The 17,267-nt window shown below is 24.2% G+C and carries 11 protein-coding genes; 6 read left to right on the top strand and 5 right to left on the bottom strand.

Going from position 1 to position 17,267, the window contains the following annotated elements; translation table 11 throughout:
* Window positions 1–73: 73 nt before the first annotated feature.
* The 3 genes from der (at window position 74) to pta (ending at window position 5,464) form a co-directional block, all read left to right on the top strand.
* On the top strand, window positions 74–1,495 hold the full coding sequence (der, locus tag AUT07_RS00555; protein WP_083495537.1) for a ribosome biogenesis GTPase Der: 1,422 nt from the start codon (window positions 74–76) through the stop codon (window positions 1,493–1,495).
* 526 nt (window positions 1,496–2,021) lie between these two features.
* Entirely contained in the window at window positions 2,022–3,236 is a 1,215-nt protein-coding gene (locus AUT07_RS00550; protein WP_066282744.1) for an acetate kinase, read from the top strand.
* Between the two features lie 68 nt (window positions 3,237–3,304).
* Window positions 3,305–5,464, top strand: a complete 2,160-nt coding sequence (gene pta / locus AUT07_RS00545; protein WP_066282741.1) for a phosphate acetyltransferase — start codon at window positions 3,305–3,307, stop codon at window positions 5,462–5,464.
* 323 nt (window positions 5,465–5,787) lie between these two features.
* Here the strand turns inward: pta and galE are convergent, their stop codons facing one another.
* On the bottom strand, window positions 5,788–6,831 hold the full coding sequence (gene galE / locus AUT07_RS00540; protein ID WP_066282738.1) for a UDP-glucose 4-epimerase GalE: 1,044 nt from the start codon (window positions 6,829–6,831) through the stop codon (window positions 5,788–5,790).
* A gap of 574 nt (window positions 6,832–7,405) precedes the next feature.
* Window positions 7,406–8,338, bottom strand: coding sequence for a cation diffusion facilitator family transporter (locus AUT07_RS00535; RefSeq protein ID WP_066282735.1), 933 nt, complete (start codon window positions 8,336–8,338; stop codon window positions 7,406–7,408).
* A gap of 815 nt (window positions 8,339–9,153) precedes the next feature.
* On the opposite strand from AUT07_RS00535, the gene prfB reads away from it, so the two are divergent.
* From prfB to ygfZ, 3 genes are all read left to right on the top strand, one after another.
* On the top strand, window positions 9,154–10,251 hold the full coding sequence (gene prfB / locus AUT07_RS00530; protein WP_066282734.1) for a peptide chain release factor 2: 1,098 nt from the start codon (window positions 9,154–9,156) through the stop codon (window positions 10,249–10,251).
* Window positions 10,252–10,258: 7 nt separating this feature from the next.
* Window positions 10,259–11,770, top strand: a complete 1,512-nt coding sequence (lysS, locus tag AUT07_RS00525; protein WP_066282731.1) for a lysine--tRNA ligase — start codon at window positions 10,259–10,261, stop codon at window positions 11,768–11,770.
* Between the two features lie 494 nt (window positions 11,771–12,264).
* Window positions 12,265–13,221: a tRNA-modifying protein YgfZ gene (gene ygfZ, locus AUT07_RS00520; RefSeq protein WP_066282730.1), complete on the top strand. Its 957-nt coding sequence runs from the start codon at window positions 12,265–12,267 to the stop codon at window positions 13,219–13,221.
* Between the two features lie 190 nt (window positions 13,222–13,411).
* Here ygfZ and AUT07_RS00515 read toward each other — a convergent pair whose 3' ends face one another.
* The 3 genes from AUT07_RS00515 to rpiA all read right to left on the bottom strand — a co-directional run bounded on the left by AUT07_RS00515 (window position 13,412) and on the right by rpiA (window position 17,138).
* Complete coding sequence (locus AUT07_RS00515; protein WP_066282729.1) at window positions 13,412–14,635, bottom strand: FAD-dependent monooxygenase; 1,224 nt, start codon at window positions 14,633–14,635, stop codon at window positions 13,412–13,414.
* A gap of 44 nt (window positions 14,636–14,679) precedes the next feature.
* Complete coding sequence (gene ubiH / locus AUT07_RS00510; protein ID WP_066282728.1) at window positions 14,680–15,843, bottom strand: 2-octaprenyl-6-methoxyphenyl hydroxylase; 1,164 nt, start codon at window positions 15,841–15,843, stop codon at window positions 14,680–14,682.
* A gap of 629 nt (window positions 15,844–16,472) precedes the next feature.
* A complete protein-coding gene (rpiA, locus tag AUT07_RS00505) occupies window positions 16,473–17,138 on the bottom strand; it encodes a ribose-5-phosphate isomerase RpiA (protein ID WP_066282726.1) in 666 nt (221 codons plus the stop codon).
* Window positions 17,139–17,267 lie beyond the last annotated feature (129 nt).

Below are 17,267 nucleotides of genomic sequence, written 5' to 3'. Positions count from 1 at the left end.
TGTTTCTATAAAATTATTGTTTTATGTAATGCTAAAATAGCAAATTTAGTTTTCATAAGAGGGTATTTTTAAGATGATACCTGTAATTACTTTAGTCGGCCGACAAAATGTAGGAAAATCTACTTTATTTAATTTATTAACGCATACTAGAGATGCAATAGTATCTAATTGTCCAGGTTCAACCAGGGATAGAAAATATGGTAAAGCATATTTCTCAGGTCAGGAATTTATTATTATAGATACTGGAGGAATGAATAATTCAAAAAATGGAATAGAAAATAATATCACTTATCAAACTACAGTCGCTATCAAGGAAGCTGATATTGTTTTTTTTTTAATTGATGCGCGATCTGAGTTAATGCCTATAGATTATAATATAGCGCAAAATCTACGTAGTCTTAATAAATATATTTATTTAATAGCTAATAAAATAGATGGTTTAGATGTTAATTTGTCATTAAATCATTGTTATGAATTAGGCATTAAAAATATTTATCCTATTACAGCATCTCATGGAAAAGGTATTAGCAAATTAATTGAAAAAGTATCTATGAATTATTCAATACAAAAATCATTCAACAATATAAATTTTTTTAAAGAGAAAGTTAATACAGTTGACACCATAAAAGATAAAATCTTGATCGAAAAAAATAGAATAAAAAAAGTCTTTAATCCATGCTTATTACAGATTAAGTTAGCTATTGTAGGAAGTCCTAATGTTGGTAAATCTACATTAATTAATCGTATCTTAGGTGAAAACAGAGTAGTTGTTTATGACATCCCTGGTACTACTAGAGATAGTATTTATATTTCAATGAAACGTAATAAATATGAATATATATTAATTGATACTGCTGGTATTCGTAAGCGTAGTAAAGTAAATAAAACTGTAGAAAAATTCTCTATAATTAAAACATTGGAATCAATTAAAAATTCAAATGTTGTTTTACTAGTTATTGATGCTATGCAAGGTATTTCAAATCAAGAATTATCATTATTAAGTTTTATTTTAAAAATTGGGCGATCTGTGATAATTGTAGTCAATAAATGGGATAATTTATTACAGGATAATCGTCAAACAATAAAAAATATATTAAATTTTCGCTTAGGTTTTGCTAATTTTATTAATATTCATTTTATTTCAGCATTGTATGGTAGTGGTATTAAAAAATTATTTAAATCTATTCATGAAAGTTATGAATTAGCAACACGTAAAATTGGTACAGCGTTACTAACACGTATTATGAAAGCTGCTGAAGAAGAGCATTATCCACCATTAATACGAGGACGAAAAGTAAAACTGCAATATGCCCATGTTGGTGGTTATAATCCGCTTATTGTGATTATTCATGGCAAGCAGGTAACTGATTTACCTGATTCTTACGAACGTTATTTGATAAATTATTTTCGGAAAAAATTAAAAATTAATGGGACACCAATTAAAATTAGATTTAAAGAAGATTATAATCCTTATGTTAATAAAATTAAAAATTAATATTAATAAAATTAGGTAAAAGCAAAAATCATAAATTATAAAACATGCAATGAAATAAGTTTAAAATAATTATCTCTTAATTTTATATTTGTATATTTTGATTGATTATAATAAATTTAGCATTTATAGTGATATGATTATTTGGTAAATTGGTATTAGTAATGAAACAAAGATTATATCTATAAATAAAAATATATGAAAATTATAGATTATTTTATATTTTAAAAAAATAAAATTTAAATAAGTAATAGAGTAATAAATTTATTTTATAAAAATATTTACACCGCTAACAGATATCTAAACATCCAGATATTTATATCTAAATTTAATATCACTTTAGTAATTCATTATTATATCAAAATTATATCGATAAATAAATGAAAGAATCATAATTTTATGAAAATGATACTTAATATTAATACCTTAATAATCTTAGAATTTAATTAAATTAATATTGATTTACATAGTTATTTAGTTAATATTTTATATATTATTACTAAATAATAACAATATAGTAGGTAATTTCATGTCAAGTAAGCTGGTGTTAGTACTTAATTGTGGTAGTTCTTCTCTTAAATTTGCGATCATTGATCCAGTTAGTGGCGAAGAACAATTAACTGGTTTAACAGAATGTTTTTATATGCCAGAAACTCGTATTAAATGGAAAATAGATAATATTAAAAACGAAATGCCTTTACCTGGAGGTTCTGCACATAGTGATGCAATAACTTTTTTAGTTAATGAAATACTCATTAAAAAACCAAGATTAACTGAAGCTATTTCTGCAATTGGTCATCGTATTGTTCATGGAGGTGAAAAATTTACTAAATCTGTTATTATCAATGATGAAGTTATTCAAGTTATTAAAGAATCTATTCCATTTGCCCCATTACATAATCCTGCTGGTCTTATTGGATTAGAAGAATCTAAAAAAGCATTTCCTCACTTAAATAAAAAACATGTAGCTGTATTTGATACAGCATTTCATCAAACAATGCCAAATGCATCTTATTTATATGCATTACCTTATGATTTATACAAGAAATATGGAATTCGTCGTTATGGTGCACATGGTACTAGTCATTATTATGTTTCCAATCAAGCAGCTAAACAACTTAATAAGTCAATAAATAAATTAAATGTGATTAGTTGCCATTTAGGAAATGGTAGTTCTATTACTGCAGTAGTAAATGGAAAATCTGTTGATACTTCAATGGGTGTTACACCATTAGAAGGATTAGTTATGGGAACTAGAAGTGGTGATATTGATCCAGCTATCATATTCTATTTATACGACATATTGGGTATGAGTCTTTGTGAAATTAAGAAATTATTAACTACAAAATCTGGTATACTTGGATTGACTGAAATAACTAATGATTGTCGTTATATTGAAAAGAATTATTATACTAAGTCAAATGCAAAAAGAGCTATGGATGTTTATTGTCATCGTTTAGCTAAATATATATCAAGTTATTGTTCATTAATGGATGGTCGTTTAGATGCAATTATTTTAACTGGTGGTATTGGAGAAAATTCAGCTTTAGTACGTGAGTTAACACTTAAAAAATTATCTTTAATTGGTGTTAAATACGATCACGATCGTAATTTAGCGGTACGATTTGGCAAAATAGGTAATATTGCTACTAACGATAGCATACCTGTTTTTGTGATTCCAACAAATGAAGAATTAGTTATTGCACAAGACACTAATAGATTAGTGATTAACAATTTAAATTGATTAAAAAATAATCATGTAATAATTAATAGATATTAAATATCTTTTAACTATGAAAAAGAGAGGAAGCTGTGTCTCATACATTTATGTTGATACCGACTGATATCAATGTTGGATTGACTAGTGTCAGTTTAGGCATAATCAATTTAATGGAACAAAAAGGGTTGAGATTAATGGTTTTTAAACCTATAGAACAACCTAATTTTAATAAAAATAAAGATCAGACAACTGAAATATTGCGGTTTCATACTAATGTTAATTTAATTAAACCATTAAAAATAGATTATGTTGAATCTTTATTGAAAAAAAATCAAAAAAATATCCTAATGGAAAAAATTGTTGCACTTTATTACGATAACAAAAAAGATACTAAAGTTATTTTGATTCAAGGTTTAATACCTATGCCCCAGCACCCTTTTGCTAAATCATTAAATTATGATATTGCCAATATGCTAGGTGCTAATGTTATTTTTATAACTTCGTCGATTAATAAAACTCAAAAACAATTAACAAATCGTATTAAATTATTACGATATGAATTCAGTTGTTTACAAAATATAAATATTTCAGGAGTAATTATTAACAAAATTAATGCCCCTATTGATGAATACGATAAAAAACATCCTATTTTATCAGAAATATTTTATAAATCTAACAAAGTTACTGGAATTACAACAGAAACTAAATTTAAAAATTTAGTAAACGATTGTTTTTTGCCAATATTAGGTTGTATTCCATGGAATATTGATCTTATAGCTACCCGTGTTGTTGACATTGCTAATTATTTAAATGCTATTATATTACATGAAGGAGAACTACAAACAAGAAGAATACAATCAGTTATTTTTTGCTCCTGTAATATATCTAAAATAGTGAAATTATTTCGTATAGGTGCATTATTAGTTACTTCTTCTGATCGATATGATGTGATTATAGCTGTTTGTTTAGCAGTTATGAATGGTATTAAAATTGGTGCCTTGCTATTAACTGGAGGACATAATTTTAATAAATCAATATACAATCTTTGTCAACGTGCTTTTGCAACTGGATTGCCTATTTTGATGGTGAATACAAATACTTGGAAAACTTCATTAAATTTACAGAATTTTAGTTTATATTTACATGTAGATGATCATGAAAGAATTACAAAAACTAAAAATCATATTGCATTGCATATTAATCATCAATGGATTAATTCATTAACTACTGATTCTATACGGTCTAATAGGTTATCTCCACCAGTTTTTCGTTACCAATTAACTTCATTAGCTCGTAAAGCTAACAAACGTATAGTACTTCCCGAAGGTAACGAATTTCGTACAATAAAAGCTGCTGCTATTTGTGCAGAAAGAGGAATTGCAACTTGTATATTATTAGGAGATCCAGATGAAATAAAACAAGTAGCTGTTAAACAAGGAATTGATTTTTATACAAGAAATACAAGAATAGAAATTCTATCTCCAAAGTTAGTTAGAAAGAATTATGTTAACCGTTTAGTTGAATTGCGTAAAAATAAAGGTATGACAGAAAGTATAGCAATTAATCAGTTAAAAGATAATGTAGTTTTAGGTACAATGATGTTAGAAAATGATGAAGTTGATGGTTTAGTTTCTGGTGCAGTACATATTACTGCTAATACTATCCGTCCATCTTTGCAATTAATTAAAACTTCTCCAGGTAATTCAATTATATCGTCAATATTTTTCATGTTATTACCAGAACAAGTGTTAGTTTATGGTGATTGTGCTATAAATCCAGATCCAACTGCCGAACAATTATCAGAAATTGCTATACAATCCGCTGATTCTGCTAAATCATTTGGTATTGAACCTAGAGTAGCAATGATTTCTTATTCTACTGGAAATTCTGGTACTGGTAATGATGTAGATAAAGTTCGCAAAGCTACTGTTTTAGCACAATTAAAACGTCCTGATTTAATAATTGATGGCCCATTGCAATATGATGCCGCTATTATGGTTGATGTTGCTAAATCAAAAGCACCTAATTCACCTATTGCAGGACAAGCAACAGTGTTTATTTTTCCAGATTTAAATACTGGAAATACTACATATAAAGCAGTGCAACGATCAGCTAATATAGTTTCTATAGGACCAATGTTGCAAGGTATACGTAAACCTGTTAATGATTTATCTCGAGGTGCATTAGTCGATGATATTGTTTACACAATTGCTATTACTGCAATTCAATCAATAAACCATAAAAATCATTAAAAGCAATTAGATTTTATAATTAAAAATTTTAATTTAAATCTTCAAAATAATATTTTTATATTATAAAAATATAGAGCAATATTACTTTGCGATAATACTCAAAAGTATCAAAATATTTACCTTAATAGTATATGATGTAACAAAAATTAGATGTTTATTTTAAAATTAATTAGATTTAATTAGATTAATTCTAATCTGAATTAACTTATTTTTGTTTTATAAATAAAACTTATTAATATGGTAAGCATTAATTAATATCAATTGGAAAATTGGCCGTAATTATAAAATATAAATCATATTATTTATTGTATTAAATCTAAAAACTAAATATTTAAATTAAATTTATCTAGTAATTGTTTATAACCGTATGGATTTTTACATTGCCAACGCCATGTATCAACAAGCATGGTTTCGATAGAATGTTTTGCTGTCCATCCAAAATCAGATTTAGCTTTTATTGGATTTGACCAACATTCAGCAATATCTCCTGGTCTTCGAGACCGTATTTCATATGCAATTTTTTTATTACAAATTTTTTCAAATATTTTTAAAATCTCTAATACACTTGTTCCTCTACCACTACCTAAATTATATATATGTAATCCTGGTTTTAAACTAATAGACTTAAGTGCCATAATATTACCATCAGCAACATCCATAACATGAATATAATCACGAATTCCTGTACCATCTGAGGTAGGATAATCATTACCAAAAATAATTAATTTTTTTTTTCTTCCAATAGCTACTTGAGAAATATATGGTATCAAATTATTAGGTTCATAGTGTGAATCTTCTCCTATTATACCAGAAGGATATGCGCCAATCGGATTAAAATAACGCAATAAAGTAACAGACCAACTATTATCCAAATGCTGAATATTTGATAAATAACGTTCAATTATATATTTATTTCTACCATATGGATGCTTAGTATTACCAATTTTAAAGTCTTCAGTAATAGGCACTTTTTCTGGATTACCATATACTGTTGCAGAAGAACTAAAAATAATATTTTTTATATTAGCTTTATACATACTGCGTATCAACATTAGTGTACCATAAACATTATTATCATAGTATTCAAGTGGTTTATTTACAGATTCATTAATAGATTTTAATCCAGCAAAATGTATAACTGCTTTAATATAATGTTTAGTAAAAATATTATCTAGTAATTTTTCATCGCGTATATCACCATAATAAAAAATAGGGCGATAACCAGTTATTATTTCTATTCTAATTAATACTTCTTTGCTAGAATTACATAAATTATCTAAAATAATGGGTTGCATTCCTTCTAATAACATTTGAACACAAGTATGACTGCCAATATAACCCATCCCACCTGTTACTAATATTTCCACATTAACCTCTTTATATATAATTAAATTAAATAATTAAACGTATCTATATATTTTTATAAAATTAATAATTATGAATATATATTCATAATTATTAATTAATATTAAATAGATAATTATAGTAATATATTGACTGTATTGTTTTTTGTAAGTATAAATTAGTATAATATATATTAATAAAAAGTTTTTAATAAACTATTATATTTATAATATAAATTTTTATTAAATTAAGTGATGATTAATTATCAATAAAAAACTGTATCACTTCTTCTTAAAGAAGAAGTGATACTTAATATATAGATTTTAATTTAATTTATAAAATATTATATCATTCTATCTTATTTACAATAGTTAAATAAGAATCATGTAATAATCATATACATTAATTGATTATAAAAGAAATAGATATGAATAAATATAAATTAGATTAAATGTAATAAAATAATTTTTTATTTATATTTTTAGAATTGTTATTATTTTTAATAATTTAATTTTAGATTAATTTTAAAATATGTTCTTTAAAATTAAATAAGTATAATTTTAAAATTATATTAATAATAAAGAATAATCAAGATTATTAAATTTTAACAGGATCGACATGAATCATAACATTTAATATGTTTGAATTTGTAAGTAGTTTTTTTCTTGCAAAAAAAGCAATTTGATGACCCTCTTCTACTGTTAGAAGACCATCTACTTCAAGATGTACATCTACTAATAAATAATCACCAGATTTACGAGTTTTAAGGTCATGAATATTAAGTACTCCATCTATTTCTAATAATTGTTTGCTAATAATAGCTAGTGTTTTTTCATCCGCTCCTGCATCCATAAGATCGTTAAATGATTTATAAGTAAATTTATATCCCATATTAATAATTAAAATGCCTACTATTAATGCAGCAATAGAGTCAAATACCTTAAAACCGTATAAACTAATAATAATACCAATAGTAACAATTAAAGAAGAAGCAACATCTGAACGAGCATGCCATGCATTACTAATTAACATATTTGAATTAATTTTATATGCCACATTAGAAATATGACGAAATAAACTTTCTTTAATAATTAATGATAATATAGATACTATTAGCGCAGCAATATGTATATCAGAAATTTCAGATGGGTTTAAAATTTTTTTGAAAGCTTTCCACATCATATTGATACCTACTAATAATAAAATTACTCCCAATACTAAAGATGCTCCATTTTCATAACGAAAATGACCGTACGGATGTTTAGCATCAGGTTGTTTATGACTATGCTTATTAGCAACCAGTACTATAAAATCTGTTAATAAATCTGATGATGAATGAAGCCCATCAGCAATTAGTCCTTGTGATTGAGATAAAAAGCCAATAATAATTTGCCATAAAGATAAAAAAAAATTTATAAAAATACTAATCATAGTAATTTTTTTAGTAGCTTTAAATTTTATTTTTTTATCTTTATCAGAAAAGAATATAGTTTTTACATTATGTTTTTTATTATATTGAGTTTGTGTCATAATCAAATTCTCAAATTAACTACTTAAATAAGTTATTTTAAATTATTTATTAATAATAAATATTATTTTAATTAAATATAAATGATATATGAATTATATTCATTTTGATATATTTATATTTTTATTTAAAATAAAAATATAAATATTTTTTTTAATTTATTGATTAATTATTAGTAAAATTAATTATTTATTTGCAATATTTATTATATTTTAAAATTAATTTAATTTATTATTTATCATAAAATGTCATATTTTTAGTTGTATTAAAATAATATTAATTAAAATAAAATAATTGCAAGTTTTATAAAAATATTAATAATAATTATTATTCATGATTAGTAAATTAAAATTCAAATTTTAATATATTATTATTAAATAATAATAATTATTATAGTGTTAGTTACAAATTTATATCAAAATAAATTATCTAAATTAATAAGTTACTGTTTATTTTTTAATTATTATTTAAATTTTAAAATAAATTGATAAGCTAATTCTATTAATTAATTATTTTATTATTTATAAATATAAAATATTAAATTAATTATTTGTTTGATATTATCAAATAAATGAAATTATAGTAGTACAACTTTTGTAAAGTTTTTATATAGTTTAGTAATATTATCAATTATATATGTGATTTATTCATTTAATAGTTATAAATATTAAATTGTCATTTATAATTGTATAAATATTATTAAAAATAATATTTTTTTTAAAACCAGTTATTTTATAATAATTATAAATTTTATAAAAAATTAGTTTTTTCTAACTTTTACTTTAAATAATACAATTACTAATAAAGATATAAAGACATGTTTGATATTAATCAAATGAAAAATCATATTCAGGATTTATTTAAAAGAGTTAAAATTTTAATAAATATTTTTTGTTATGATACTAAAAAAAAACATCTAGAAAAAATAAAAATCGAATTGGAATATTCTGATTTATGGAGAAATCCTAAAAGAGCTCTTCTTTTAAGTAAAGAAAGTGTTTCTCTTGAAGAAAAAATAAAAACTATTGATGTATTATTACATAGCTTATATGATGCAAATGATTTATTAGATCTTATAATTGAAGAGTATGATGAAGAAATTTATTGTGAAATAAAAACGAAATTATTATGTTTAGAAAAAAAAGTTATCCAATTAGAATTGCAACATATGTTTTCGGTAGAAAATGCTATAGCTAATTGTTATATTGATTTACAAGCAGGTTCTGGTGGAACTGAAGCCCAAGATTGGGCAAGCATGTTAATGCGCATGTATTTACGGTGGGCTGAATCAAAATGTTTTAGAACAGAGATTATTGATATTGCAGACGGGGATATTGCTGGTTTGAAATCTGCTACAATAAAGATTATTGGTGAATATGCTTATGGTTGGTTACATGCTGAAACAGGTATTCATAGATTAGTACGAAAAAGTCCTTTTGATTCAGGAGGAAGGCGTCACACTTCTTTTAGTTCAGCATTTATTTATCCTGAAGTAAATGATGATATTGAAATTGAACTAAATCCATCTGATTTACGTATTGATGTTTATAGGGCATCTGGTGCTGGTGGTCAACATATTAATAAAACTGAATCAGCTGTACGTATAACTCACATCCCAACTGGAATAGTAAGTAAATGTCAAAATGACAGATCACAACATAAAAATAAAGTTCAAGCATTAAAACAAATCAAAGCAAAATTATATGAATTAGAAATACAAAAAAAAAATACAGATAAACAAATATTAGAAGAAAACAAATCTAATATCTGTTGGGGTAATCAAATTCGTTCTTATATTCTAGATGATTCTAGAATTAAAGATCTAAGAACAGGTGTTGAAAATCGTAATCCTAAAGCTGTATTAGATGGTGATTTAGATATATTTATCGAAGCAAGTTTAAGAGCTGGTCTATGAGGAAGAAATGTCTCAACAACAGGATATTAAACAATTAATCGAATTAAATAATGAATTAAAAACTCGTAGAGAAAAATTAGTAGAATTAAAGCGTCATGGTTATGATTTTCCTAATAATTTTCGTCGTGATAGTTTATCTAGTAATTTACATTATAAATATGATGATAAAAATAGAAAACAACTTGACAAATTAAATATTAACGTTTCTGTAGCAGGACGTATGATTACTAGACGTATAATGGGTAAAGCTTCTTTTGCCACATTACAAGATATGAGTGGTCGTATTCAAATTTATATTTCATGTTATGATTTGTCAAAGAGTTTTTATGAAAAACAGTTCAAAAAATGGGATCTTGGTGATATTTTAGGTGTTAAAGGTAAATTATTTAAAACTAAAACAGATGAGTTAACAATTTATTGTTATGAAGTTTACTTATTAACTAAATCATTACGCCCTTTACCAGACAAATATTTTGGTCTGATAGATCAAGAAATTCGTTATCGCCAACGTTATCTTGATCTCATTGTTAATGATAGATCACGTAATATTTTTATGATTCGTTCAAGATTATTATCAGCTTTACGTAACTTCATGATCAAAAAAGATTTTATAGAAGTTGAAACACCTATGATGCAAGTTATACCTGGTGGTGCAGCTGCAAAGCCATTTATTACACATCATAATACATTAGATATTGATATGTATCTTCGTATTGCACCAGAACTTTATTTAAAACGTTTAGTTATTGGTGGATTTGAACGAGTTTTTGAAATTAATCGTAATTTTCGTAATGAAGGTATTTCTGCGCGACATAATCCAGAATTTACTATGATGGAACTATATATGGCATATGTAGATTATAAAGATCTTATGATCTTAACTGAAGAATTATTTAAAGTGGTAACAAAAGAGGTATTAGGTACAACTCAAGTAAAATATGGAAAATATTTGTTTGATTTTGAAATTCCTTTTATTAGGATGACTATGAAAGAAGCAATAATCAAATATACTCCTAAAATAACTTTGAATGATTTAGATGATATTTCTAAATTGGAAATATTTGCAAATAGTATGGATATTAAGATAAAAAAAGAATGGGGAGTAGGTCGTTTACAAAGTGAAATTTTTGAAAATTTAGTAGAAAATTGTTTAATTCAACCTACATTTATAACTGAATATCCAGTAGAAGTATCGCCGTTAGCTCGTAGAAATGATAAAAATCCATTTATTACTGATCGATTTGAATTTTTTATTGGTGGTTATGAAATTGGTAATGGTTTTTCTGAACTAAACGATGCAGAAGATCAAGCACAACGTTTTACTAAACAAGTTTTTAAAAAAAATAACAGCAAAGATAAATCTATATTTTTTGATAATGATTATATTATTGCTTTAGAGCATGGGTTACCACCGACAGCTGGTTTAGGTATTGGTATTGATAGGATGATTATGTTATTAACAGATAGTCATTTTATTAGAGATGTTATATTATTTCCAGCATTACGACCTAATAAATAAATCATTTTATAATATCTAATGATGTTAAATATAGTGAGTTTGGAATTTTTTTAATAAAATTGTTATTAACACATTTATGATTTTATTAATAAATTATAGTTAATTAAAAAAAATCTTTCTAAATCAGGTAATATCAAATATATTTTTAAAATACTATTTTAATTTAATTAATAATATTAAATTATTTTTATATTTCTTATATCAATACATATAATTTTATTGCAAAAGTATATTTCAAAAATATTTTTTAAAATTAAAATATATAATTTAATACTAATATTTTTGATAAATATTAATTAGTCTTTAGGAAGATGTTTGATTAAATTAAAGAGATTATATTATATTAAGCAAATTTATACGATGATTTTTAAGATATTAATTAATAATCAAAATATTAGATATTTAATGTAAAAATTTTTTAGATGATTTATATTCAAATATTAAACTAATTAATATTAAATATTTTACTTAATTTAAATAAATTGAGCACAAAGATGAATTATGAAATACATAATCAATATCCATTAACTTTGCTATTACTCAATGATTGGAGTTTTATAACTGCAACTGGCATTGATGTTGTGCAATATTTACAAGGAAAGTTAACTGCTGATATTACAAAATTAACTAGACAACAACATATATTAACCGCCCATTGTGATGCTAATGGAAAAATATTAAGTATTATTCGTTTATTTTATTATAAAAAAGGTTTTGCTTATATTTTAAGAACTAGTGTAGCTGCTAAACAATTATATGAATTAACTAAATACGCAGTTTTTTCTCAAATAACAATCCGAGAACAGCATGATATCACTTTATTAGGTGTTATAGGCCAAGAAGCTTGTAATAAATTAAGTAACTATTTTTCTCAGTTACCAGATTTGGAAAATCCAATAATACATTTAAAAAAAACTACTTTATTATATTTCAATTTACCTTATGAACGATTCTTAATTATTACGGATAGTAATACAGCACTTACTTTAAAAAAAGATTTTCCAAAACATGGAAATAGTCAACAATGGTTATCTTTTGATATTGCCTCTGGATTCGCTAATATTGATATTGAAAACAGTCAGAAATTTATTCCTCAAGCAGTTAATTTACAAGCATTAAAATCTAGTATTAGTTTTAAAAAAGGTTGTTACAGTGGTCAAGAAATAATAGCTCGTGTAAAATATCGCGGTTTAAATAAACGTTCTATGTTTTGGTTAACAGGTATATCAAATATAATTCCAAAAATTGGATCACCTATTGAGTGGAAAATAGGTAATAACTGCTGGAGAAGTATTGGTACAATTTTAGCAGCAGTTAAATTAACTAATAACTTTATAAGTGTACAAGTTATTATGAATCATGATATGTCTATAAAAAGTACTTTTCGTATTCCTGGTGTGGAAACAAGCAATTTAACAATTCAACCATTACCTTATGATGTAATATCGTAAATTATATAATAATAAATGAGTTTGAATTATTATAAATATAAAAACATGTAGCAATGAGATTGTTTTAAGTAATATAAAATATATAATATTAAATAAATAAAAATAACCTTAAAACTAGACATTTAATTAAAAAATTTTACGTATTTCATTAGTTTTAAATATTAAATAAATATATTTAAATAATTTTGTACTAAATTAATTTATCATTTTTTGCCAACCATTCAGGAATATCATGTAATCCTGAAGCATAGTTAATTAACTTTAGTTTTATTCCTGGTACTGCATTAGTTAATAATAATCCAATATCACAAGTTATTTTTTTTATTACATTATTACCATTAAATATTTTTTTTAACATTTGTATACTATATAATGTTAACATAGTACTGTATCTACGTTTGCGTTCATAGCTTTGTAAATAAAGATACTGTCCTATATCTTTGCCTTTGATATTTAAATCACGTAAATGTCCAATTAACTCAGCAACATCCATGAATCCCAAATTAACACCTTGCCCAGCTAGTGGATGTATTGTATGAGCTGAATCACCTATTAAAACAATACGTTGTTTAGCAAAATTACAAGCATATTGACTAATAAGTGGAAAAATTTGACGTTCACTAATTAATTGACAAAATCCGAGCCGCATATCTAGAGCTACACTTAATTCTTTTTCAAATGCAGAAACTTTTAAATTAACTAATCTATGTGCCTGAATTGTTGGTAATGACCAGACAATTGAACAAATATACTGATCATGTAGCGGTAAAAATGCTAAAATACTGTAATTATTAAATGCTTGCAAAGCAGTATCCATATGAGGTATTTCAGTTTTAATGGTAGCTATTAACGACGTATGTTCATAATTCCAAAATTTAATTGGGATGTCAGCTTGTTTTCTTAACCATGATTTAGCACCATCAGCTCCAATAACTAGCTTTGTTGTCAACATTTGCTCATTATCAAATGTTATAAATACTTCATTATCCCCCCACATAATTGTTTTCACATTATTATCTGTAAATAATGTAATGTCTGTACTTAATTTTACTTGTTGCCATAATATTCTTACAATAGTAGAATTTTTAATAATATGACCAAGATGTGGTAAATAATAATCATTAGCATTAAATTTAATATATCCAAAACTATCTTTTTGCCAAACTTTAATTTGATGAAAAATTCCAATTTTTTTTTGTATTATTATTTGCCAAACAGATAAATAATCTAGTAATTTTTGGCTCGCTAAATTAATAGCAGAAACTTTTGATTCTGGCTCATTTTTTTGATCAAATTCATCTTTATTTAAAGAATTTTCAATAATGGCAATATTCATGCCGCAATTACGTAATCCACAAGCTAGTGAAAGTCCAATCATCCCTCCACCAATAATAATTATATCAAATGATTGCATAATAAAATATTCCTTATTAAATTAAATAGTTATAGATAAATTTATTACCTAATTGCTTTACGAATTAAAATATTACTTATAGGTTTTAAGATTTCCATTGCTATTAATGCAATATTACGAGAAATAATAAAAATAATATGTTTATTATTAAATAAACGTACTAAATTATCTGTTATTTTTATGATATTTTGACGATCATTATTACGTTTTATTTGATAATTTATTAAAACAGAATAATTACCAATATCCTCTCTATTATTAGCTGTTTTACTAATTATATCAGCAAGAATCATAATATCTCGCATAGCTAAATTAAACCCTTGTCCGCCAATAGGATGTACGGTTTGAGCTGCATTACCAACTAATACTAAGCGATGACTAATAATTTTTTTTGCTTGATATAGAAATAATGGCAAATAGTAGCGTTTACTAATAAGTTTAATTTCACCTAATCTCCACCCAAAATATTGTTGTAATTCCATTACAAATTCATCATTATCCAATTGCATAATATGTTGTTTATTTTTTAATGGATAACACCAAATTAATGAACTACAGTATTTAGATACAGGTAATATTGCTAATGAACCAAATTGAGTAAAACGTTCAAAAGCTCGTCCTTTAGGTAAAGCACTAGTTAAAATATTAGCAGTAATTGCACATTGTTCATATGATTTTTTGTACCAGTCAATTTTGCTTATTTTTCGTATGATTGAATTACTGCCATCGGCGGCTACTAATAATTGTCCAGTTAGAATTTTGTTAGTTGTTAATTTGACAGATACATTATTGATGGTACGTATAATATCTATTGTTTTTTCAGGGCAAAATAACGTAATATTTGGTGTTTTTTTTATCTGATCAAATAAATAATTTTTTGCATCAGATAATTTAATTACATAACCTAATGCTGGTATAGAATAATATTTAGCTTTTATATTAAGTATACTTGCGTGACCATACTCAGAAATATGAATATGTGTTATTGGAGTTACATATTTTTTTAATCCATCCCATATACCAATTTGATTAAATTGTTGACAAGTTCCATAAGACAATGCAATTGTTCTATTATTAAAATGCATATTTTTTTTGTTAAGTTCTATTGCTTCAATTAATGAAATTTGAACTTGCTCTTTGCTTAATTTAGAAATAGCAAGTGCTAATGAAGCTCCGGTTATACCACCCCCAATAATAATTATTTGCATAACCTTGAATCCATAATTTTATCTATTATTACCATTAAATACTTAACACTATTATTCAATAGTATTTATTTTATTTTTATAAAAAGCTATTTTTTTACGAAAATTTATCAATTCAATTATTTTTTATTAATAGCATAAGATATCAATTTGTATTGAATAGTAATTTATTAATATATTAAATCAATGCTAATAATATTAGCATTATATTCGTAATAAATAAAAAATATATAAAATATAATTTAATAAGATTTAATTAAATTTTTAAATTTATAATATGAACAGAAATTAACAAAAATAATCTTTTATTTAATTATTATTTTAACAATTATCATAAGTTATATTATGGATTAAAATTAAAAGAATATTTAATTTTTTATTATAAATATATATTTATAATAAAAACTATATTATAAAATAGTAAAATATATAATTAATATTAGAATGATTAATAATGAATATTATTTATTATTTTATATATTATATATAATATATAACTTTATAGGCTTCTTATTTTTTATTATTTTAAAATAAATATGATTTTTTATTAAATTATTTATATTAAAGTGAGTAGTAATATTTATTTATCAAAAGAAAATTTGATTTTAGGATAGTAAAATTATTAGTTTATATTAGTTTATAGCTATTAATTTTTGTACTCCATATTGAGTAGCTAGTAATGCAATATCTGCTGGTCGATTAGCGAATAAACCTACTGTCACTACACCAGGAATAGTATTAATTTTATTTTCTAAATTAATAGGATCTAGAATTTTTAAATTCTGCACATCAATAATAATGTTTCCATTATCTGTAATTACATTTTTTCTATATTTCGGTATTCCACCTAATTTAATTAGTTGATGTGATACATAAGTACGTGCCATTGGAATTACTTCTATTGGTAATGGAAATCCACCTAACGTATTAACTAACTTAGATTTATCAGCAATAACAATAAATTGTTTAGCCATAGCAGCTATAATTTTTTCTTGAGTTAATGCCCCACCACCACCTTTTATCATCATTAAAGATGGATTAAGTTCATCTACACCATCAATATATATATCAATATTATTGACGTAATTACTATCAAGAATAGGGATAGATAATTCATTTAATTTATAAGTAGATGAAGATGAACTAGACACTACACCTGTAATTAAATGCTTCCGTGTTGCTAAACCATTAATAAAATGTGAAACAGTAGAACCTGTTCCAACACCTACTACTGTATTAGGCATTATATACTCTAATACTGCCCAGCCAACCATTTTTTTTAATTCATCTTGTGTCATGATAAGTTCACCTTATTATTTCTTAAAAAATTTACCAACTAATTATTAGAGAAAAATTCTCATAGTTATTGATTTAAAATAAAAACAATATTATTTTGATGTTTTTATATTTAATAAATTTTGTGATTA

Origin of the sequence: Candidatus Arsenophonus lipoptenae, assembly GCF_001534665.1 — a bacterium.
Classification (GTDB): domain Bacteria; phylum Pseudomonadota; class Gammaproteobacteria; order Enterobacterales; family Enterobacteriaceae; genus Arsenophonus; species Arsenophonus lipoptenae.
This window is presented reverse-complemented; position numbering and strand designations above follow the sequence as displayed.